Genomic DNA, 21926 nt, shown 5'->3' on the forward strand with positions numbered 1-21926 from the left:
TGTGATCTTTAGTTATGTATACCGAGTTTTTCTACTATTTGTGGTAGAACATGAGCCGCCGTCGACCGAATATTAATGTCACAGAGCTCATCTAATGCTGTAGGGTTCGGATTAATCTGAATCACCTGTGCCCCTTGATCTTTTGCCCATTGAGGAACTAGCGCTGCTGGCTGCACTAACCCTGATGTGCCAATCGCAAGCACTAAATCGGAGTTTTCAGCCTCATAAATAGCAGCGCGTAAACTGGCCTCATCTAGGGCCTCGCCAAACCATACTACGCTAGGTCGCACCAAGCCACCACATAACTTGCAATGGGGCGGATCAATTAGCTGACCAATCTGCTCTGAGGTCTCCTCAAGCGCTGTAGGCTTATGGGGGGCTCGGCAACGATGACAATGTGATGCAAACAGCTCCCCATGCACATGCACCACCCCATAGCTTCCAGCTCGCTCATGTAAATCATCCACATTTTGTGTCACGATCCGCAGTGGATAAATACGTTGCCATGCCGCAATCGCACGATGACCCGCATTTGGCTCAACCTCTGCCACTTGTTGTCGGCGCCACATATACCACCCCCAAACCAAAGCAGGGTCTCTCTCAAATGCTTCTGGGGTCGCCAAATCCATTGGGTCATATTGCTCCCATAATCCTGTTAGCTCATCCCTGAAGGTTGGTACCCCACTTTCTGCTGACATACCGGCGCCACTGAAGATTAAAATACGGCGAGCTTGCCCTATGGTATTCATTAACTCATCATTAATCATGTAGACTCTCTCTATAAGATAAAACATTGTCGTCCTAAGGAGACATTTTGCTACTTAAACAGACGCTCATCGTAGGCCTAGGCGGAGGCTTAGGTGCAGTCACACGTTGGCTTATTGGCGTATCTTTGAACCAACTGTTCCCCTTTATCGCTCTTGGCACTCTCGGCGCCAACTGGCTTGGTGCTTTTTTTATGGGGTTACTTTTTGGTGCGGTTCAATTTGCTTTCTCCCTAAACGCTTATTGGCAGCTTTTTTTAGCTACCGGTTTTTTAGGTGGGCTTACTACCTTTTCCACCTTTACTGCCGAAGGCTTTACTTTGCTCCAACAACAATATTTTTTCTATTTGTTTTTACACCTATTACTACATTTAGTAGGATCTTTTTTGTGCTTTTACCTTGGCTGGTTTCTTATTAAAACGCTAAGTTCATAGGTTGATAACGTATGCTTGCTCGATTACGTCTAATTTTTGATAATTTCACACTTATTCTCATTACCGTAGTGATTACAGCTACGCTCTTGCCAGCCAAAGGGGATGCTGCCATATTCTTCGAGTGGCTCACTCGGTTTGCTATTGCTTTATTATTTTTTATGCATGGTGCCAAGCTCTCACGCGAAGCCATTATTGCTGGCATGATGCACTGGCGCTTACACCTATTAGTATTTAGCTTTACCTTTATTGCCTTTCCTATCATTGGTTGGCTAAGCAAACCCATTCTAACGCCTTTATTAGGGGTGCCTTTAACCATAGGTGTCTTGTATTTATGCGCTCTACCTGGCACCGTACAATCAGCTATTGCGTTTACCTCTATCGCTAAAGGCAATATTCCTGCTGCGGTGTGTAGTGCCTCGGCTTCTAGTCTAATTGGTATTGTAGCGACCCCCGTGGTCCTGAACCTAATGCTTGATACTAATGCTGGCACAACCGGTATGGGTAAAGCCATTATCGATATTAGTTTACAGTTACTCCTACCCTTTTTAGTAGGACATTTATCACGCCCTTTGACTGCCCACTTCATGGTCAAAAACGCTCGCTGGCTCAAAAACGTCGATCAAAGTTCCATTTTGCTCGTGGTTTATACTGCTTTTAGTGCCTCTGTGGTTAGCGGCTTATGGCAAACTGTTCCCCTACCCGCATTAGCCGCCTTATTTATCGTATGCATGGTGCTTTTGGTTTTTGTATTATGGTTAACCACTTTCCTAGCACGTCGCTTTGGGTTTAATCGTGAAGACGAAATTACCATTGTTTTTTGCGCCTCTAAAAAGAGCTTAGCAACCGGGGTACCCATGGCCCAGGTATTATTTAGTAGCGCTATGCTTGGCCCTGTGCTATTGCCAATCATGATTTTTCATCAAATACAACTCATGGCTTGCTCGATGCTTGCTAGCCAATATGCAAAGCAAAGCTCCGCCGACTCTGAACACGTATAAGCCACAGAAAAAAAGCCACTCGGGATTACGCCCAAGTGGCTTTTGCATTAGCTATATCGATTAACGAATCAGATGTAGATAATGTAAGTGACGTTCGTATTGATCTAAAATATCATCAATCACTTCGGCTCGACTCCAGCCCATCACGTCGTAATTCTGACCGCCCTCACGTAAATGCACTTCGGCACGGAAATACTTACGTTCCGAGTTATTATCATCGTCTTCCTCCTCGTCATTTTCCACAAAAGCAGGCAAAGGATAAGCTTCTGGGCGCACTTTATACACAAAGTCTAACTCACTATCGTGCTCCACATGTAAAGCAACCTGTTTAGCGGTTTGCTCTACCGTAGTATTGGCCCCCTGCTTGGTTAGCGCCGCGGCGACCTCTTCTAGTGCTGGCGTCACCACATCTTCCATAAAGCGCTGAATATGACGACGACGTGGATAAGTAGTTAAATTACGTAAACGACGCTGCCAATCTAGCGTAGTAGGCCCGCCATGACGTGGGGCCAAGTGTAGCTGTGTGTGCGTATCACGCTTGGTCACATCCTCACGCAACGCTTTGACTAACCCCCACATCACCACAAGCAATACGCAAGCAAAAGGCAAAGCAGAAGCCAGTGTAGCGGTACTCAATGCTTGAAGACCATCAGCTAAGAGCAAAGCTATCGCCATCCCCCCCATTGCTAAGGCCCAAAATAACCGTTGCCATACGGGTGTTTCGGCATTGCCACCCGAGGCTAACATGTCGACCACTAAAGCTCCTGAGTCAGCCGAGGTGACAAAGAACACCAGCACCATGACCACAGCAACCAGACTCAAGAAGGAAGAGAAAGGGAAATTCTCTAAAAATACATACAGTGCTAAGGAGCTATCTTTTAAGGTCGCATCAGCAATTGCCTGCACGCCTTGGTTCATCACCAAGTCAATAGCACTGTCCCCGAATACGGTCATCCAAAGGAACGTAAAAGCGGTGGGTAATAAAATCACACCAGCAATAAACTCACGGATGGTACGACCACGGGAAACACGCGCAATAAACATGCCCACAAAAGGCGACCAAGATAGCCACCAGCCCCAGTACAGCAAAGTCCAACCACCAAGCCAATCCGTTTTCTCGTAAGCATATAAATTAAAAGTTTTGCCTACAATTTCAGATAAATAGCCCCCCGTATTTTCTACATAAGCCTTAATCAAAAAGACGGTCGGCCCCAAAATCAATACAAATAGCAGTAATGCCACTGCCAAAATAATATTGAGTTCAGATAGACGGCGCACTCCTTTATCCAGCCCTAACGACACCGACAAAGAGGCTAATAATGTAGCGCCAATAATCAATAAAACCTGTACGGTAGAGTTAACGGGAATATCAAACAAATGGTTCAAACCACTGTTGATCTGCAGCACCCCAAAACCTAGCGATGTGGCTACCCCAAGTACAGTACTAACCACCGCAAAAATATCCACAGCATTACCAATTGGGCCATGGATGCGCTCACCAATCAAAGGGTACAGCGCTGAGCGCAAGGTCAAAGGTAAACGATAGCGATAAGCAAAAAATGCTAAGGCTAAAGCTACTATTCCATAAATCGCCCAGGCATGGAAACCCCAATGGAAGAACGTAATACGAATGGCTTCACGGGCAGCTTCAGGGGTATTAGGTTCGCCCACTGGTGGTGCCAGAGTATGCATTAATGGTTCGGCTACACCAAAGAACATTAAGCCGATCCCCATCCCTGCCGAAAACAGCATGGAAAACCAAGTAATGGTGTTGTAGTCTGGAGTACTGTGATCTGGCCCTAGCTTAATATCGCCAAAACGGCTGAACATACAAAAAACGGTGACCAGTAGAATTACTGCCACCACCAAAATATAAAACCAGCCGACATCATTTACAATCCAGCTCTGCACTTGATCAAATACTTTGAGTGAACCTTCGTGGAATACGGTCACCACAAAAGCCAGCAAAAGCAAAATACCGGCCGAGCTGAAAAAAACCGGCTTGCTTATTGTGCTTGTTGAGGTCTTTTCATTCATAACCTAAACCTATTGATGAATAAGGTTTTTTATTCTAACAATCTGTTATGACTTTACCACCCCAAAAAGTTATAAAAAGACAAATCCGTAACAAATTAAAACAAAATAAGGGCTGTTTTGCACAAATAGACGCTATTTAAGTGTAGATAGGTAAGCGTTAAGCGTTGCCTGAGAAAGCTCGCCCATACGATAACTTTGTATGCGACCCTTTGCATCAATAAAAAGTGTCGTCGGCAGCCCACGGCTTTGAATTAGCTCAGCGAGCTGCGTATTTTTATCAAGTAATACGTTTTCTAATTTTAGCGACTCTGTATCTAGATACTGTTGCACAATCTGTGCGGTTTCCGCCTGGTTAGCAAAAACAAAATGTAAGTCCGGATGGGATTGTTGCGCCGCTTCTAAAACCGGCATTTCACGTCGACATGGTGGACACCAGCTTGCCCATAAGTTCAGAACCACCGGTTTTCCTTCGTACTCGACCAAAGACACGGCTTTATTTTCTAAATCGACCAATTGAATTTTAGGCATCTGTTGCGCGGGTGAAGGCGCCCATAAGCTAAAACCACCCCACAGCAGCCCAAACGTAACCACTGCAGCACCAACACTACGGAACACTCCATGACGTAATGATGGGCGCCGCCATACCAGCGCCATCATCAAAACGACCGCAAAAACCAAAGCGGCCTGCCACATAAATCCCCCATCACGCAAGTTAATGATTGCCACCCAGTCCCCACGATAATCCGCCCAGAACCGTGCAACAAAACTCAAGCGCCCAACAAGTACCGCCCCTAAAGTGATCCACCACAGCGTTGACTCTATGTTTTGTTGTTGTTTTTTTCCTAGGTGGCCAGCCACAAAAAACATCAACATCAAAGCCACCAACGCAAACAGCAAGCTCGCATTCATAGAAAGTGGGCCTAAGGTGATAACCTGCATACGTCTGTCCTAAAAGTCGATCTTACTCATCAGACTGCTGGAATGGCGATTGGTTCATTATTCGCATAAACTGCTGTATTTTTTCTGCATTTTTTATACCTGGGGCATCTTCAATCGCACTACTTACATCTACCGCAAAAGGATGATGACGCTGTATTTGTGCCAATACATTATGATGGCGAATCCCCCCTGCCAAAATTAACGGCGGATCCTGAGGACGATGCTGGGCATGCAAGGCCTCTAATAAGTCATCATCAAAGCGCACACCGCTCCCGCCATATGCCGATGTATAACTGTCGAACAACCACCCTTTAGCCGAAGCATAGCGACGACAATTTTGTACAATTTTTGTAGGCGTATCTAAATCAGGAGCCCCCACCCGAAAAGCCCGAATATATGGATAAGCAAATGACTCACAAAACGCTACGGATTCCTCGCCATGAAACTGCAACAAATCTGGCTGCATTTGCTGTATAACCGTTTGTACAAAAGCGGGCGTAGGATTAACAAATAAGGCCACGGTTTGCACAAAAGCGGGAACATGTTGCGCTAAAAGTCGGGCTTGCTCTGGGCGCAGATAACGCTGACTTTTAGGGTAAAAAACAAAGCCCAGGGCATCTGCACCGGCCTGAACCGCTGCATCGATATCCTCTATACGTGTAAAACCACACATTTTGACTCGGGTACGCATTTTTTCCTCAACAACAAAACAGGCTGGATACCCCAGCCTGTTGATCATAACTATTACCACTTATTTACTGAAAGGGGTTAGCACCATAGCCGTAATCGTCATCACCGTAGGAGCTTTCTATACCAAACTGGATCTCCGACGGGTCGATTTGGATTTCACCGGCTTTGTAATGCGTAACTAAACCTGGGAAGGCTAATACCGCGACCACCATCAAGATTTGAATCATAATAAAAGGCACGGACCCCCAGTAGATATCACCCGTAGTAACACGGCGTACCGTTTTACCCGTAATACTATCTACATAGTCCTCACGAGGGGCTACGGAACGTAGGAAAAATAAGGCAAAGCCAAAGGGTGGATGCATAAAGGAGGTCTGCATATTGACCGCTAGCAATACCCCAAACCATATCAAGTCAATGCCCATTTTATCCGCGACTGGGCCCAGTAACGGCACAATAATAAAGGCCAGCTCGAAAAAATCCAAGAAGAAAGCCAAGAAAAAGGTTAATAGGCTCACAGCAATCAAAAAGCCCATTTCTCCACCTGGCAAGTCTATAAGTAAACTCTCTACCCATAAGTCGCCATTAATACCACGGAAGCTTAAGCTAAATATGGTGGAGCCCACAAGAATGAACACCACAAAACATGATAAGCGCGTGGTGGTTCCCATGGCTTGGGCTAATAACTTAAAGGATAAACGCCCTCTGGATACAGCCATGATGATCGCCCCGACCGCCCCCATCGCTCCCCCCTCTGTGGGCGTAGCCACGCCAATAAAAATTGTGCCCAACACAAGGAAAATTAAAAACAAAGGCGGAATCATCACAAAGGTGACGCGCTCAGCAATCTGCGAAAGCAAACCGAGCTTAAAGGTTTTATTGACTAAAGCAATCAATAAAGCGACCATGCCCCAAATCAGCAACGCAATGACCACCAGCTCATCAATGGGTGCATTTTCATGGGTGGCAAAGTAGTACTCGGTACCAAAAAAGGATACGACAGCAGCAATAACCGTTAACACAAATAACGAACGCAAGCCACGACTGCCGTCAGGCTCTACATAAATACGTGCTTCGGGCGGCAAAGCTGGCGCGCTTTTGGGGCGAAGAATCGCCAACACCACAATATATAAAATATAAGTTAGCGTCAGCAATAAGCCTGGCAGCATTGCACCCCGGTACATATCACCAATCGAACGCCCAAGCTGATCCGCTAAAATAATCAAGACAATAGAAGGGGGAATGATCTGCGATAAGGTTCCTGACGCCGCGATGACCCCCGTCGCTAAGCGACGGTCATAGCCATAACGCAGCATAATCGGTAGCGAAATTAACCCCATCGAAATGACCGACGCCGAAATCACCCCTGTCGTTGCAGCAAGCATGGCCCCCACAAAAACAACGGCTATTGCTAACCCGCCGCGTACTGGCCCAAACAGCTGCCCAATGGTATCAAGCAGGTCTTCGGCCATACCTGATCGCTCTAAAACCAAACCCATCAGGGTGAAAAAAGGAACCGCTAGCAGGGTGTCGTTTGAAATAATGCCAAAAATACGCTGCGGTAATGCCTGAAACAAGGCCGGTTGCATCAAATTGAACTCAATCGCAACCAAACCATAAAGAATCCCTGTCGCTGCCAAAGTAAATGCAACCGGAAACCCCAAAAGCAAAAAAGCGATGAGGTTAATGAACATTATGGGTGCCAAGTTAGCAATAATAAACTCCATCATACGGCACCTTTTTCAATGTGTTGACGCTGCTGCTCGAGTTTTTCCTCTGCATGCTGACGAATGACATCCGCCGCATTCACCTCGGCTTTTTGCATGGCTTCCGCTTGTGCTAATGGATCCGGACAACGCCCTTGTAAAAACCCTATGCATTTAATCAAATGCGACACCCCAGATAAAATCAATAAACCAAAACCAACAGGTATCAGTAATTTAACCGGCCAGCGAATCAGCCCACCGGTATTCGAAGACTGCTCTAAGAGCACATACGATTTATAAAAATAAGGAATTGATAACCAAAAAACCAAAAGGCACGCCGGCAGTAAAAAGAAAACCACACCGATGATTTCGATATAAATTTGCGTTTTACGTGTAAAGCGCTGCGCCACCACATCTACGCGCACGTGTTCATTACGCAAAAACGTATATCCCGCCGCCAATAAGAAAATGGCACCAAATAAATACCACTGTAACTCTAGCCAAGCATTCGAGCTAACACTAAAAATTTTGCGGATAATAGCATTGGTTGCACTAACGACCACAACAAGCAGTGTTAGCCATGCCACAGCCCGCCCTACCGTTTGATTTAAACGGTCTATAAGCGATGAGAATTTAAGTAAAAATGACATAATTTCATACTACAAAAAGCGGGTGCATAAAATTGCAAAAAGTGAACCCCACAATTTTATACGATCGCCGAACCACAACTAAGAAAAAATCCAAAAGGCTAGGGAAAACCACAGTTATGATTTACCCCACTGAATCCCTAAAAAACGTTGGCATAGCTGCATACTGCTCGTGGTGGGCAAACCATACTCGGCAGGATAATCCACCCCTGTTAAATACAACCCATCAGCAGCAAAAGTCGGTGCCGCTAGGCGACGATCTTTGTGTTGCAATAATTCGGTGACCCACTCTGGTGCTTGACGCCCCATCCCCACATACACTAATGCCCCCATCAAATTACGAATCATATGATGCAAAAACGCGTTAGCCTCGAACTCAAACACAAATAATTCGTGATCTTGATGAATGGTTAATTGGGTTAGCTCGCGCACTGGACTCGCTGCCTGACACTCTGCTGCTCGAAAAGCACTAAAGTCATGCTCTCCTAATAATAATGCAGCGGCTTTACGCATCGCATCCAAAGATAAAGGCTGGAAAACCCAGCCTACTTTACCTTGCAACAATGGAGAGCGTACCCGAGCGTTGCGCAATAAATAAATATATCGTCGTCGCTGCGCCGAAAACCGGGCATGAAATGAGGTGTCAACCGACTGTGCCCATTGTACTGAAATGCTCGATGGCAATAAGGTGTTTAAGCCACGAATCCAAGATTCAGCCGACCGTTGTGCGCCGGTATCCAAATGCACTACTTGATTAAGCGCGTGCACCCCTGCATCTGTGCGCCCTGCACAAAGCGTTTGTACCGGTTCGGCCAAAAACTGGGCCAGCGCTTTTTCCAATTGATCTTGAATCGTGCGCCCTGAAGGCTGAGTTTGCCAGCCCTGCCAGTTTGTGCCGTCATAGCACAAACCTAAAGCGATGCGTTGTTTCACTCTTTTATTTCCCTCAGCTCAACCTCGTCCGGTGATACCGGATTACGTCGCAATACCCATGCTACAAGGATCACTGCTAAAACCAAAAAGCCTGCCCACCAGCCAAACCAAGAACGGGAAGCGACCGCTTCAGTGCTAGAAGTAGGATCCGTATCTGCACTCGTACCACGACTGGATGCTGCCAATGGAGACGCAACTGCTGCCGTGGGTTCCAAGGCATCCACAGCCGGGGCTAACGTCGTATTTTTTGATTCTGATGATTGTATAGCAGACGAGTCTAAAGAGGGGCTTGTGTCCTTGAGGGAGCCATTGCTTTCTTTGACAGTATCAGCGCGCTCGGCTGAGGTGTTTTCCAACTGTGCCAAACGTTGTGCCGTATGCGTGATTTCTTGTGCCACAGCCACTGCTTGGTCCGCTTGTATCGAATCCGTATCGGCTCGACTTAACTGAAGGCGATCAGTTGCTGTATCCAACGTTATCGGTGTTTTTGTGCTGGTTGTTTCTGTCTCGGGCATCGGCACAAGGCTTTGTCCCGTAGCTAATCGCTGGCGATATTCATCAAACCACTGTAAATGACGTTGATATAACTGCTTCGCTTGTTCTGGAGTCATGGCAGCTAAAGTGGCCGCATCAGGTTTTTGTAAGCGAGCCCCTGCGCGTAATAAATTTATATTGCCGTGACTAAAAGCGTTGGGGTTGGCCTGAAAAAGAGCGGCCATCATTTGCTGATCGCTATACCCCTCTTGTCGCCATTGGCGAGCAATACGATAAAGTGTTTGCCCTTGACGCACTGTTAGCGTCGAGGTTTCTGAACTAGACATGCTTGCTGCCACCTGAGGTGCAGTGGCTATAGCTGAGGTAAGCGGAGCTGCCGCCGCTACCGTCATCGGCGTAGGGACTTGGCTAGCTAAAACACTGACTTGATGGCGCTGCGTAGAAACCGGCGTTTTCACATCTATCAGTACATCTAGCACCTGTTGAGCGACGGCATGTGGGGACTGCAGCACGATCTGCATGGCATTCGGCTGCACAGCAGGAATTAAGTGTGCACTGAGCGAATCCAAGGCCACGGGTGGCGTTAGCCCTGCCTCTTGCCAAGCCGAAGATGGTGCGATTTGCACAGAAACACGTTGTAGTTCAGCCGTACTTAAATCCTTAAGCTGAACCACAATGCGTAAGGGCTGATCGGGTAAAGAAGTAACCCGACTATGCCCCAACACAGCCGCCTGAGCGCTCAGTGCAGCGAACACTGCCGCTGCACCAGCACTGAGCAAAAATAGCGCCGATCTACGGCGACAGTGTCTGCGCATGACTTAGAGCTCTCCTAGAGCAATACGTAACATACGACGTAGTGGCTCGGCGGCCCCCCACAATAACTGATCACCTACGGTAAAGGCGCTGAGGTAGTCACCACCCATAGCCAACTTACGCATACGACCCACAGGGATATCCAAGGTACCTGTCACCGCTACAGGCGTTAGCTCATGCATGGTACGCTCACGCTCGTTTGGAATGACTTTAGCCCATTGAGAGCCCTGAGTAATGATATCGTTGATCTCATCCAAAGGTAGGTCTTGACGTAGCTTAATGGTTAAGGCTTGGCTATGTGAGCGCATCGCCCCAATACGTACACATAAACCATCGATGGGAACATAGTTTTCTGCAGTATGACCAAGAACCTTATTGGTTTCCACCCCACCTTTCCACTCTTCGCGTGACATACCATTGCCTAAGTCAGAATCAATCCAGGGGATAAGGTTTCCACCAAGCGGTACACCAAAGTGCTGATGATCCAAGTCATCCGCTTTTTGTTTTGCCAAGACCTGTCGATCAATTTCTAAAATAGCACTAGCAGGATCATCCAATAATGGCTTTACGGCGGCATTGATCTCACCAAACTGTGTCAAAAGCTCGCGCATATGTTGTGCCCCACCACCGGAGGCCGCTTGATAAGTCATGGAGGTCATCCACTCTACGAGGTTGTTTTTAAAGAGCCCCCCTAATCCCATCAACATACAGCTAACGGTACAGTTCCCACCAATAAACTGTTTAATACCGTTTTTTAAGCCTTGATCGATTACATCGCGGTTAATTGGATCCAACACAATGATAGAGTCATCATCCATGCGTAATGTACTCGCCGCATCAATCCATAGGCCATCCCAGCCAGCATCGCGTAGTTTTTTGTAAACCGCCGACGTGTAATCCCCGCCCTGAGCAGTAAGAATAATCGGTAATTTTTTCAAGGCATCAATATCGTAGGCATCCTGTAGAGGACCCGCGCCATCAGCCCAGCTGGGAGCGGCACCGCCTGCGTTACTTGTTGAAAAGAAAACGGGCTCAAAAAGAGCAAAATCGTTTTCATCGCGCATACGCTGCATGAGCACAGAGCCCACCATACCGCGCCAACCGACCAAACCTACTGCTTTTTTCATGAAAAATCACCTAAATAAATAAAAATGGCGTTTTAACTAAGTGCGTTAAGAACAGCATCACCCATTTCTGAGGTGCCGACCAACTGCGTGCCCTCGCTATAAATATCAGCGGTACGTAATCCTTGTTCAAGGACCGTAGCGACAGCCTGCTCTACTTGCAATGCTTGAGCTTCACGTCCTAAAGAGTAACGCAATAACATCGCTGCCGATAGGATGGTTGCCAAAGGATTGGCTTTATTTTGCCCTGCAATATCAGGGGCTGAACCATGACTTGGCTCGTAAAGCCCCTGATTTGAAGCATTGAGCGAGGCCGAAGGAAGCATACCAATCGAGCCTGTCAACATCGCTGCCTCGTCAGACAAAATATCACCAAAGATATTTCCTGTCACAATCACATCAAACGCTTTAGGCGCGCGTACCAGCTGCATAGCGGCATTATCCACATACATATGGCTTAATTCTACATCAGGATAGTCCTTTGCGACCTCTATCATGATGTCACGCCACAACTGTGAGGTTTCTAGTACGTTGGCTTTATCTACGCTACATAGTTTTTTATTACGCTTTTGCGCCGCTTCAAACGCTACTTTTGCAATACGACGGATTTCTGTTTCCGCGTAAAGCATCGTATCAAAGCCCTGTTTATCCCCTGCAAAAGGCCCCTCTTCGACTACACGTACCCCACGTGGCTGACCAAAATAGATATCCCCAGTTAATTCGCGAATAATTAAGATATCCAAGCCAGAAACAATTTCAGGTTTGAGGCTCGATGCTTGAGCAAGCTGGGGATATAAAATAGCTGGGCGGAAGTTAGCAAACAAGCCCATGGCTTTGCGTAAACCTAAAATCGCTTGTTCTGGGCGTAACTCGCGAGGCAAATTATCGTACTTCCAATCCCCTACGGCACCAAATAAAATGGCGGCGGACTGCTGTGCTAGGTCTAAAGTTTCTTGGGGTAAAGGATGACCGTGAAGATCATATGCTGCCCCACCTACTGGAGCTTCGACCAATGTTAAATCAGGAGCAACAGCCTGAAGCACACGAGCGGCTTGAGTCGTGATTTCCTGCCCAATGCCGTCTCCAGCTAATACTGCAATTTGTGTCATGAAAAATCCTTTTATCTATCTAAGCAACATTTACGCTAAAGCATCCGCCACTAACCATGGGTGACGTGCTAGCCGCTCGGCTTCAAACTGTTTGATCAAATCGGCTTTTTGTAGAGTCTGACCAATTTCGTCTAAACCGTTTAATAATGAGTTTTTACGTGAAGCATCAATAGCAAAAGACAGCTCCTCGCCAGCGGGGGTTACTACAACCTGACGCGCTAAATCCACCGTTAGCTCATAGCCAGGGAACGCTTTTACCTCGTCAAAAAGACGGGCTACCTGTGACTCGGAGAGCACGATAGGCAACAAGCCGTTTTTAAAGCTATTGTTAAAGAAAATATCCGCAAAAGAGGGGGCAATAATGGCACGAAAACCATATTGCAACAACGCCCAAGGCGCATGTTCTCGACTGGATCCACAACCAAAGTTTTTACGTGCTAATAATATTGACGCACCCTGATAGCGGTCTTGATTTAACACAAAATCTGGGTTTTTAGGACGTTTATCATTGTCCATCCCGGGTTCGCCATGATCCAAATAGCGGAGCTCATCAAATAAGTTTGGCCCAAAGCCTGTACGCTTAATGGATTTTAAAAACTGCTTAGGAATAATTAAATCCGTATCGACGTTTTCGCGATCTAAGGGAGCCACCAGTCCTTTATGGGTAGTAAATGCTTGCATTTTGGTTCCTTGAATTAGTTGTAGTTACGAACATCCACAAAATGACCCGCGATCGCTGCTGCCGCGGCCATGGCTGGGCTGACTAAGTGGGTACGCCCGCCCATCCCTTGACGCCCTTCAAAGTTACGATTAGATGTAGCCGCACAGCGCTCACCAGGCTCAAGACGGTCTGCATTCATAGCTAAACACATCGAGCAACCCGGCTCTCGCCACTCAAAACCGGCCTCAATAAAGATTTTATCTAAGCCCTCTTGTTCTGCTTGTAATTTAACTAAGCCAGAGCCCGGCACAATCATGGCTTGCTTAACATTCGAAGCCACTTTACGCCCCCGAGCCACCTTTGCGGCATCACGCAAGTCCTCGATGCGCGCATTCGTACAGGAGCCGATAAAGACTTTATCAATGCGAACATCCGTAATAGGCTGCATGGGATTCAAGCCCATGTACTCTAAGGCGCGAATCATGCCATCCCGTTTTACGCTATCTTTTTCTTTATCTGGGTCTGGTACCGCTTGAGTGATATCAATCACCATTTCAGGGGATGTACCCCATGTGACCTGCGGTGCAATGTCGGCGGCATTCAGCTCAATGACTTTATCGAACTGCGCTCCCTCGTCAGAGTGCAACGTTTGCCAATACTGCACGGCCTGATCCCACAACACCCCTGTTGGCGCATAAGGACGGCCACGGAAATAATCGATGGTTTTTTGATCCACAGCAACCAAACCAGAACGCGCGCCGGCCTCGATCGCCATATTACAGACCGTCATGCGTCCTTCCATGCTTAAATCACTAATGGCTGAGCCTGCAAACTCAATCGCATACCCCGTGCCGCCAGCTGTACCAATCTGTCCAATAACATACAAAATCAAGTCTTTGGCCGTACACCCAAAAGGCAGCTTACCATTTACCTTAATCAGCATGCTTTTGCTTTTTTTCATGTATAGGGTTTGGGTAGCTAAAACATGCTCGACCTCAGAGGTCCCTATACCAAAGGCCAAGGCCCCCACTGCTCCGTGCGTGCTGGTATGGGAGTCCCCACAAACCACTGTCATGCCAGGCAAGGTGGCGCCCTGCTCTGGTCCAATAATATGCACAATCCCTTGACGGCGATCGTTCATATCGAACAGAGTAATGCCATGTTTTTCGCAATTTTTCACCAAAGTATCTACTTGCAATTTAGAAATTGGATCTTCGATACCCTCGGCACGGGATGTAGTAGGCACGTTATGATCTGCCACGGCCAAGTTAGCGCTAATACGCCATGGCTTGCGCCCAGCAAGCTCCAGACCCTCGAATGCCTGTGGACTCGTCACTTCGTGTAAAAGCTGACGATCAATATAAAGCAAACAGGTTCCATCGTCTTCGCGATGCACCACATGCGAATCAAATAACTTGTCGTATAAGGTTTTTGCCATCTGAGTCTCGCCCATAAAAAGTTTTCAAGATGATTTTATTATGCCAAGGTTTTACACCGGTACAAGACCAATACATATCCTAGTATAAAAAATAATAGGATAAAAAAAGCTGTGTCTAAAGAACACAGCTTTTTTGTATGAGTCGCTAAGTGGACTTAACGTTTATTCTGCTGGTAAATCGGCATAACGCGCTCAGCAGCTACCTGTAAATCATTAATCCGCGATGCCGGTGATGGGTGGGTAGACAAAAACTCGGGCGTACCATTACCGCTTAGGGCTTGCATTTTTTGCCATAGTGTTACCGCAGCTCTCGGGTCATAACCGGCACGAGCTGCCAGCTCCACCCCTAAACGATCAGCCTCGGTTTCGTGAGTGCGACTGTTAGGTAAGTTAAACATTACATCCGTTAATGTGCTGCCTAGGTCTCCTACCAGCGAACTTCCGGTCACCGCCGATAATACGGACAGCCCAATATTGGTTGCCATTTGCTGAGACATCTGCTCACGAGCATGCTCACGCAAGGCATGGGCCATTTCATGTCCAATTACCGCAGCCAGCTCATCATCGGTGGCTTTGGTTTTGTTGATCAAGCCAGAATAAACCGCCATCTTCCCACCAGGCATACACCACGCATTTACTTCGTCGCTATTAATCACATGGATTTCCCAGTTCCATTGTTGTGCATCGGGTCTAAACACCCCCACCTGTTGGATTAAACGCTGAGCAATGGTACGTACACGCTGGGTTTGTGCCTGGTTCACATCAAGAGCTGATTGCGCTCGTGCTTGGCTGATCATTTGGTTATATTGCTGCGCGGCGGTTTGATTCAGATCAGCTTCCGAGACTAGGCTCGACATATACTGTTTACGCTCAATACCCACCATGCCAGAGCTTGTTGTATCCATCGCCGTGCAGGCGACCAATAAGCTGGTTGTGCCTAGCGCTACCATCCATTTTGCTTTTTTAAGTAAGGTTCGCATTAGTCTTCTCCTGGTATTAACCAATGATCGGCACACTGTGCACGCTGGCGCAGCAACTGATCCATAATCACAATCGCTAATAAACTTTCTGCAATGGGAGTTGCACGAATCCCTACGCACGGGTCATGACGGCCTAGGGTCTGCACCTCGACCGGCTCGCCCTCTGTATTAATGGAGGGGCGCTTGATGCGAATACTGGAAGTCGGTTTAATGGCTAAAGACACTTCGATATGTTGACCAGTGGTGATGCCGCCCAAAATCCCCCCAGCATGATTCGATTCAAAGCCGGTTGGTGTAATCGCATCACCATGTTCAGAGCCTCGCTGCGAAACCGACTCAAACCCCGCACCGATTTCCACCCCCTTGACCGCATTAAGCCCCATCATCGCATAGGCAATCTCGGCATCCATACGTGCATAAATAGGTTCGCCCAAACCAGCGGGAACGTTCTCGGCCACCACCTCGATCCGTGCTCCAATCGAGTCGCCCTCTTTGCGCAAAGCATCCATATAGGCTTCGAGTTCAGGTACCACATCCGCATTCGGAGCATAAAAGGGATTGTTAGAAACATGCTCCCACGATTGAAAGGGAATCACAATCGGGCCAAGCTGGCTCATATACCCACGAATTTTTACCCCATATTTTTCCGCTAACCATTTTTTAGCAATCGCACCGGCAGCCACTGTTGGCGCCGTTAAGCGCGCTGAGGATCGCCCACCCCCTCGTGGATCACGGATACCATATTTGCGCCAATATGCATAATCTGCATGCCCTGGCCTAAACGTATCCACGATATTGCCATAATCCTTACTGCGAGCATCGGTATTACGAATCAATAGGCTAATAGGCGTTCCTGTGGTTTTACCCTGATACACACCTGACAGAATTTCCACTTGATCTGGCTCTTGGCGCTGGGTGACATGACGCGATGTACCCGGACGACGACGATCTAGCTCCACCTGAATATCGGCTTCGCTAAGCGCCAATCCTGGTGGACAACCATCAATCACAGCACCAATGGCTGGTCCGTGTGATTCACCATAGTTAGTAACACGGAATAATTTACCTAAAGTATTGGCTGCCATAACAACGTTTTATCCCAAATAAAGGTTTTATGATTGCTGCTAATCATAACCAAATAATGCCAATCTCACACTATGAAGAGCAGCTTAGCGCGGGCACGCTTTGATCCGGAGTGGGCGGCAATGCCAAATCATCGTAGCCTTCATGCCAATCATAAGGATTTTCTAATACAAAAAACAAACGCGCTAGGGGCTCAGTATCCCCTTGTTGCACCGCTTGAATCACCTGTTGCGCCAAATGATTGCGCAATACATATAGTGGGTTGTGCTGATCCATTTGTTCTTGGCGCTGCTGCGGGCTGTGCTGATTAAGCGCTGAGCGTTGCTGATAACGCGCTAACCACTGTTGCGCGGCTTCGCTGTGTCCAAATAAAGCCAACCATGAGTCGGGCTGTTCAAAAACCAAGCTTAATGCCCTAAAACTTAAACTAAAATCAGCCTGATGGTCGTGTAACAACTGCCACCAATCATTGGTTAAATGATGATCCTGCGCTTGCCACTGATCCCACCCCAACTTTTGCTGCATATTATGCGTATACTGCGCCACATAATCGCTTTCAAAGTGCCCCAGTACTTCTTGCAATTGAGACTCTGTACACAAATCCAAAAAGCAGCTTGCTAAGCGTGCTAAATTCCAATGCACAATGCTGGGTTGTTTATACCAAGCATAACGCCCACCGCTATCAGTTGTATTGCAAATATAGTCAATGGCAAAGGCATCCATAAAAGCATAAGGCCCATAATCCATGGTCAACCCTAATACCGACATATTGTCCGTATTCATAACCCCATGACAAAACCCCACCGTTTGCCAATGCGCAACCATTTGTGCGCTACGCCGTACAATTTCACGTAATAGAGCCAAAGCCAACTCTGCATCTGGCGTCAAGCCCGGCGTACCGCACTCAGGATAAAAATAATCCACTACATAATGCAATAATTGACGTAGCTGCTTAGGGTGATTAAACCAATGCTCAAAAGAACCAAAACGAACAAAGCTGGGGGCCACTCTACACACAATGGCCGCGGTCTCCTTAGTTTCCCTGTATACCGGATCCTCTGACATGACAATCGCCAATGCTTCTGTGGTGGGTATCCCTAAATTCTGCATGGCATGGCTAGCTAAATATTCCCGCAATGAAGAGCGCAATACCGCACGCCCATCACCCATCCGAGAATAAGGGGTTAATCCAGAGCCTTTTAGCTGTAGTTCTAACACCTCGTGCTCGGTTTGAATCGCCCCCAACAAATGCGCGCGCCCATCACCTAACTGCCCCGCCCAATGTCCAAACTGGTGGCCACTGTAGACCGCCGCTAAGGTATCTCCGCCAGGCAATGGCTCATTGCCTGACATAATGCGTAAAAATGTTTCAGACTGGATCTGATCCGTCTGCAAGCCTAGCTTTTTAGCAACCGCTGGGTTCACATGCAATAACTTAGGGTTCGTTAGTCCTTGCGGCGCTAACCGTGTATAAAAAGCAGAGCCTAAGCTCGCAAAATGGTTCTGCGTTCGCAGTCCGTCAAATAATCCCATTATGCATCCTGTTGATGAGTGACTTTTTTACGCTGTTTTGCCGCTTTTTTTGCAGGCCATAAATAAAACAACGCACAAAGATAAAAAACAAAAGACAAAATAATTTCTATGCCTGCCATCATGACGGACATGGGATTTGGATCCGACCATGCTCGCGTCACCCCTTCCATAAAATAAAGCAACACCAGCATAGAAGACCACTGCAAGGTGTAAATATTTCCTTTTAACACCCCACGCAAAGGAAACAATAAAGGAATCACTTTTAATACTAAGTAAGATCCACCCGGGCGCACTGGCGCCACAAAAAGCTCCCAAACAAGGCAAAGAATGATTAAGCCAACGAGAGCAACGGCAGCAACTCGATACAAAATAGGGTTTAATTGAGGTTTCATATTGTTATGATGATTTAACTTAACGGTTTAATCGCATCCATTTTTGTCTGGAGTTTAGACATATGCCTACACCAGCGCCCCGCGTCGATACCACAGCACCAACACAAACATCGTGGTGGGACAATGCTAAAGACAGTGCTGCTTTTATTTTAAAGCGCTTACTGCAACGTAATCTTACTCAGGTAGCATCCAGCCTTACCTTTACCACGATTTTAGCTATCGTGCCGTTACTGGCCGTTATTTTGGCGCTATTTACGGCTTTTCCTTTGTTTGATGATTTTCGCGAAGCATTACAAGGTTTTTTAACTTCGAATCTGATGCCCGAGGCCGTATCAGAAAATGTCATGGACTACCTGAATCAATTTGCGGCCAAAGCGTCCAGTTTAACCGCAGTCGGGAGTTTATTTTTAATTGTCACATCCATTATGCTGATATCGACCATTGATGAAACCTTCAATGCGATCTGGCTCGTTTCTGAACAACGCCCTTTGGCGCAACGGATTCTTGTGTACTGGGCAATTATTTCCTTAGGACCTATTGTGGCCGGAGCAAGCATCTGGGCAAGTACCGTTTTGGCTAGAGAGTCCCTTGGTTATATTGGCAATTTATCTGTATTGGCCTCATTTGCCCTCTCCGCTATTCCTCTTGCCCTAACCGCACTCGCCTTTAGTGCGCTTTTTGTGTATGTGCCTAACCGTAAAGTCCTGTGGCGTGACGCTATCACCGGTGGTATCGCCACCACCTTTGCACTAGAAGTACTAAAACAAGGTTTTGCCTTTTATTTAACTCAATTTCCCACGTATACTTTGATTTATGGTGCTTTTGCTACATTACCTATTTTTTTAATGTGGATGTACTTATCGTGGATGGTAGTCCTGCTTGGGGCTAGCCTCGTTGCGATTATGCCAAACTTACGCCGACGAAACTGGGTAAGCACAAAACATGCTGGTGCAAGCTTTGTCAATGCGCTTTCTCTTTTGCAGCTGCTTTGGCAACAGCGCACGCCTTTGCCTAACGGCATGAATGTCGATGAGATCAGCAACTACTTAAAGCGTGACCCAGCAAGTCTATCCTCTTTGCTTAAGTCCCTAAAAAAAATGGGCTTTGTAGTAAACACCATGGAAAACGAAGATGAGAAATGGGTTTTAGCCTGTGATCCAGCCATCACCCCCTTGGCGCCTTTAGTGGATGCCTTTCTCCTTGATCGTCATCAAGCCGATACACCTGCATCCACATGTATGGTGAAACTGATTGACGCTACCTTAGCTAACCCGTCAATCACTCTTTCAACGTTATTTGAAAAACCCGACTTATTTCATCAATTGAGTCAACAAATACAAAAAAACATGCTGTTGCCCACACAACACCAAGGAGTTAACTATGCTCAAAGTCAGTGAAATTTTACGTGTAAAAGGGGATATTCTTTATACCGCTACGCCTGACACCCCACTCACTAAGGCTATTGAAACCATGAGCGCCCAAGACGTCGGCTCTCTTGTCATTATGGAGCACGGTGAGCTCGTCGGCATGCTGACCTTTCGCGAAATTATTCGCCATCTACACCAACAAGGTGTTGCCGGCCATGAATTCACCATCCGCAGCATTATGGATGATGCCCCCATCAGCGTCACCCCAAACACCAGCGCTGAAGAGGTCCAGCGCCTTATGTTAGCCAAACATGCTCGCTATCTCCCCGTCATGGATGGTCCTGTTTTGCTAGGGGTGATTTCTTTTTATGACTTAGCCAAAGCCTTAGTCGAGGCACAGCAGTTTGAAAACAATATGCTTAAAGCCTACATCCGAGACTGGCCAACCGACACGCTTGCTGAATAACCCATCGCCCCAAGTTAATTTGGGGCTTTTTACTGCATAAGGAGCGAAACGTGGCAACATGGTGTGATTTTTTTGAATTACCAATCCCTTTAATTCAAGCGCCAATGGCCGGTGTCAGCACACCTGCCTTAGCAGCAGCCGTCTGTAATGCTGGCGGTATAGGCTCACTGGGCTTAGGCCATCTCTCCATCGAGCAGGCGCGCCAACAGATTCACGCCCTTAAAGCGCTCACTGCTCGTCCTTTTAATGTCAATTTTTTCTGTCATCAACCCGTAGCGCCCTTTCCAGCCGCAGAGCAAAAATGGTTAGAAATCCTTGAACCCTATTTCGCCGAGTTCGGGGTAGCTCCCCCCTCAAGCCTCTCTATCCCTTATATTACTGCTCAACACAACCCCGAGCTCATCGCCATGTTATGCGAGGAACGTCCTGCTATTGTGAGCTTTCATTTTGGGATCCCTGAACCCCATGTCATCCAACAGCTCCAACGCGCTGGCATCGTGGTGTGGGGTTGTGCCACGCAACTCTCTGAGGCCTTAGTCTTAGCCCATAGTGGGGTAGACGGCATCATTGCGCAGGGCTTCGAAGCGGGTGGGCATCGCGGCGTCTTTGACCCCAACGAGGATTTACAACTGGGCCTATTACCATTAATAAGCTTATTAACGCGCCATATCGAGCTACCTATTATCGCTGCTGGGGGCTTGATGACGGGACAACAAATTGCCGCCGTTTTAAAGCTCGGTGCTCACGCCGTACAACTGGGCACTGCTTTTATCAGCTGCCCCGAGTCAGCGGCTGACTCCCATTATCGCGCACAGCTACTCAGTGCGCACAGCCTAAACACAGACGTTACCTCGGTTATTTCAGGGCGCCCTGCTCGTGGTCTAAAAAACCGTATGCATACTGAAATTGCCACCTTTGCAGATTTTGTGCCTGATTACCCCATTGCTTATAGCGCCGGCAAAGCACTGCACGCTGCTGCCCTGCAGCACAACAATACCGATTTTGCCGCTTACTGGGCGGGTCAGGGTGCTCCCCTAAGCCGAGCTATCGCTGCCGCTGACCTCATCCAACTGCTCTGTGTAGAAGCTATTGACATCCTCCCCGGCCTGAAGGCCGAAGATTCCTACGGCGCTCAGGGGCGGCATTGAGCCACTCCTGAGTCGCTTCGGTGGGTTCCTGGGCCGAGTGCGCAACCGCTGCTCGTATCTCCACAGGCGTTACTTCCGGCATGCCCTGCCGTAGGCTGCCTTGGTTGTCGGCAGCAATGCCATTATAGGACGGCTGCGCCGTCCGCGCTATCCTTCCCCGCCCTGAACG

22 protein-coding genes are annotated in these 21926 nt (G+C 47.5%); 5 read left to right on the forward strand and 17 right to left on the reverse strand.

From position 1 onward, the window contains the following. Window positions 1-8: 8 nt before the first annotated feature. A complete protein-coding gene (locus Q1V74_RS03600; RefSeq protein ID WP_300647090.1) occupies window positions 9-767 on the reverse strand; it encodes an NAD-dependent deacylase in 759 nt (252 codons plus the stop codon). 47 nt (window positions 768-814) lie between these two features. Between Q1V74_RS03600 and crcB the strand changes: the two genes are divergently transcribed. Next, the gene (gene crcB, locus Q1V74_RS03605) at window positions 815-1198 is read left to right on the forward strand and encodes a fluoride efflux transporter CrcB (protein ID WP_300647091.1); all 384 of its coding nucleotides are present in this window, start codon (window positions 815-817) and stop codon (window positions 1196-1198) included. Between the two features lie 11 nt (window positions 1199-1209). Further along, on the forward strand, window positions 1210-2196 hold the full coding sequence (locus Q1V74_RS03610; RefSeq protein WP_300647092.1) for a bile acid:sodium symporter family protein: 987 nt from the start codon (window positions 1210-1212) through the stop codon (window positions 2194-2196). 60 nt (window positions 2197-2256) lie between these two features. Here the strand turns inward: Q1V74_RS03610 and betT are convergent, their stop codons facing one another. From betT to Q1V74_RS03685, 15 genes are all read right to left on the reverse strand, one after another. Then, window positions 2257-4233 carry a choline BCCT transporter BetT gene (betT, locus tag Q1V74_RS03615; protein WP_300647093.1) on the reverse strand — a complete coding sequence of 659 codons (1977 nt, stop codon included), beginning with the start codon at window positions 4231-4233 and terminating at the stop codon, window positions 2257-2259. Between the two features lie 132 nt (window positions 4234-4365). After that, window positions 4366-5172, reverse strand: a complete 807-nt coding sequence (locus Q1V74_RS03620) for a prolipoprotein diacylglyceryl transferase family protein (RefSeq protein ID WP_300647094.1) — start codon at window positions 5170-5172, stop codon at window positions 4366-4368. A gap of 22 nt (window positions 5173-5194) precedes the next feature. Continuing rightward, window positions 5195-5863 carry a phosphoribosylanthranilate isomerase gene (locus Q1V74_RS03625; RefSeq protein WP_300647095.1) on the reverse strand — a complete coding sequence of 223 codons (669 nt, stop codon included), beginning with the start codon at window positions 5861-5863 and terminating at the stop codon, window positions 5195-5197. 64 nt (window positions 5864-5927) lie between these two features. Next, window positions 5928-7589 carry a TRAP transporter large permease subunit gene (locus Q1V74_RS03630; protein WP_300647109.1) on the reverse strand — a complete coding sequence of 554 codons (1662 nt, stop codon included), beginning with the start codon at window positions 7587-7589 and terminating at the stop codon, window positions 5928-5930. Then, window positions 7589-8218: a TRAP transporter small permease subunit gene (locus Q1V74_RS03635; RefSeq protein WP_300647097.1), complete on the reverse strand. Its 630-nt coding sequence runs from the start codon at window positions 8216-8218 to the stop codon at window positions 7589-7591. The genes Q1V74_RS03630 and Q1V74_RS03635 overlap by 1 nt, the downstream gene beginning before the upstream one ends. Window positions 8219-8332: 114 nt before the next feature. Continuing rightward, a complete protein-coding gene (gene truA, locus Q1V74_RS03640; RefSeq protein WP_300647098.1) occupies window positions 8333-9148 on the reverse strand; it encodes a tRNA pseudouridine(38-40) synthase TruA in 816 nt (271 codons plus the stop codon). After that, window positions 9145-10458 carry a FimV/HubP family polar landmark protein gene (locus Q1V74_RS03645; protein ID WP_300647099.1) on the reverse strand — a complete coding sequence of 438 codons (1314 nt, stop codon included), beginning with the start codon at window positions 10456-10458 and terminating at the stop codon, window positions 9145-9147. Before Q1V74_RS03645 ends, truA begins: the two co-directional genes overlap by 4 nt. Window positions 10459-10461: 3 nt before the next feature. Next, window positions 10462-11583 (reverse strand): aspartate-semialdehyde dehydrogenase, encoded by a 1122-nt coding sequence (gene asd / locus Q1V74_RS03650; protein WP_260648861.1) that lies wholly within the window; start codon window positions 11581-11583, stop codon window positions 10462-10464. Between the two features lie 32 nt (window positions 11584-11615). Next, complete coding sequence (gene leuB, locus Q1V74_RS03655) at window positions 11616-12689, reverse strand: 3-isopropylmalate dehydrogenase (protein ID WP_300647100.1); 1074 nt, start codon at window positions 12687-12689, stop codon at window positions 11616-11618. Between the two features lie 30 nt (window positions 12690-12719). Continuing rightward, window positions 12720-13370, reverse strand: coding sequence for a 3-isopropylmalate dehydratase small subunit (gene leuD / locus Q1V74_RS03660; protein WP_260648863.1), 651 nt, complete (start codon window positions 13368-13370; stop codon window positions 12720-12722). A 14-nt stretch (window positions 13371-13384) separates the two neighbouring features. Beyond that, window positions 13385-14788 (reverse strand): 3-isopropylmalate dehydratase large subunit, encoded by a 1404-nt coding sequence (gene leuC / locus Q1V74_RS03665; protein WP_260648864.1) that lies wholly within the window; start codon window positions 14786-14788, stop codon window positions 13385-13387. A gap of 155 nt (window positions 14789-14943) precedes the next feature. Continuing rightward, on the reverse strand, window positions 14944-15768 hold the full coding sequence (locus Q1V74_RS03670; protein ID WP_300647101.1) for a M48 family metallopeptidase: 825 nt from the start codon (window positions 15766-15768) through the stop codon (window positions 14944-14946). After that, window positions 15768-16853, reverse strand: coding sequence for a chorismate synthase (gene aroC, locus Q1V74_RS03675; protein ID WP_300647102.1), 1086 nt, complete (start codon window positions 16851-16853; stop codon window positions 15768-15770). The genes Q1V74_RS03670 and aroC overlap by 1 nt, the downstream gene beginning before the upstream one ends. Window positions 16854-16923: 70 nt before the next feature. Beyond that, window positions 16924-18384 (reverse strand): protein adenylyltransferase SelO, encoded by a 1461-nt coding sequence (locus Q1V74_RS03680; protein WP_300647103.1) that lies wholly within the window; start codon window positions 18382-18384, stop codon window positions 16924-16926. Beyond that, window positions 18384-18776, reverse strand: coding sequence for a DUF2069 domain-containing protein (locus Q1V74_RS03685; protein WP_300647104.1), 393 nt, complete (start codon window positions 18774-18776; stop codon window positions 18384-18386). The genes Q1V74_RS03680 and Q1V74_RS03685 overlap by 1 nt, the downstream gene beginning before the upstream one ends. Window positions 18777-18838: 62 nt before the next feature. Here Q1V74_RS03685 and Q1V74_RS03690 point away from each other — a divergent pair, with 62 nt between their 5' ends. The 3 genes from Q1V74_RS03690 to Q1V74_RS03700 are packed head-to-tail and all read left to right on the forward strand — an operon-like array spanning window position 18839 to window position 21757. Then, window positions 18839-20173, forward strand: a complete 1335-nt coding sequence (locus Q1V74_RS03690) for a YihY family inner membrane protein (protein ID WP_300647105.1) — start codon at window positions 18839-18841, stop codon at window positions 20171-20173. After that, on the forward strand, window positions 20157-20609 hold the full coding sequence (locus Q1V74_RS03695; protein WP_260648870.1) for a CBS domain-containing protein: 453 nt from the start codon (window positions 20157-20159) through the stop codon (window positions 20607-20609). Before Q1V74_RS03690 ends, Q1V74_RS03695 begins: the two co-directional genes overlap by 17 nt. Window positions 20610-20659: 50 nt before the next feature. Further along, entirely contained in the window at window positions 20660-21757 is a 1098-nt protein-coding gene (locus tag Q1V74_RS03700; protein ID WP_300647106.1) for a nitronate monooxygenase, read from the forward strand. Here the strand turns inward: Q1V74_RS03700 and Q1V74_RS03705 are convergent. After that, window positions 21696-21926, reverse strand: a 231-nt coding sequence (locus Q1V74_RS03705; protein WP_300647107.1) for a hypothetical protein, incomplete at its 5' end; no start/stop codon positions are given. The genes Q1V74_RS03700 and Q1V74_RS03705 overlap by 62 nt on opposite strands.

This window comes from Paenalcaligenes sp., from assembly GCF_030152715.1.
Taxonomy (GTDB): domain Bacteria; phylum Pseudomonadota; class Gammaproteobacteria; order Burkholderiales; family Burkholderiaceae_B; genus Paenalcaligenes; species Paenalcaligenes hermetiae.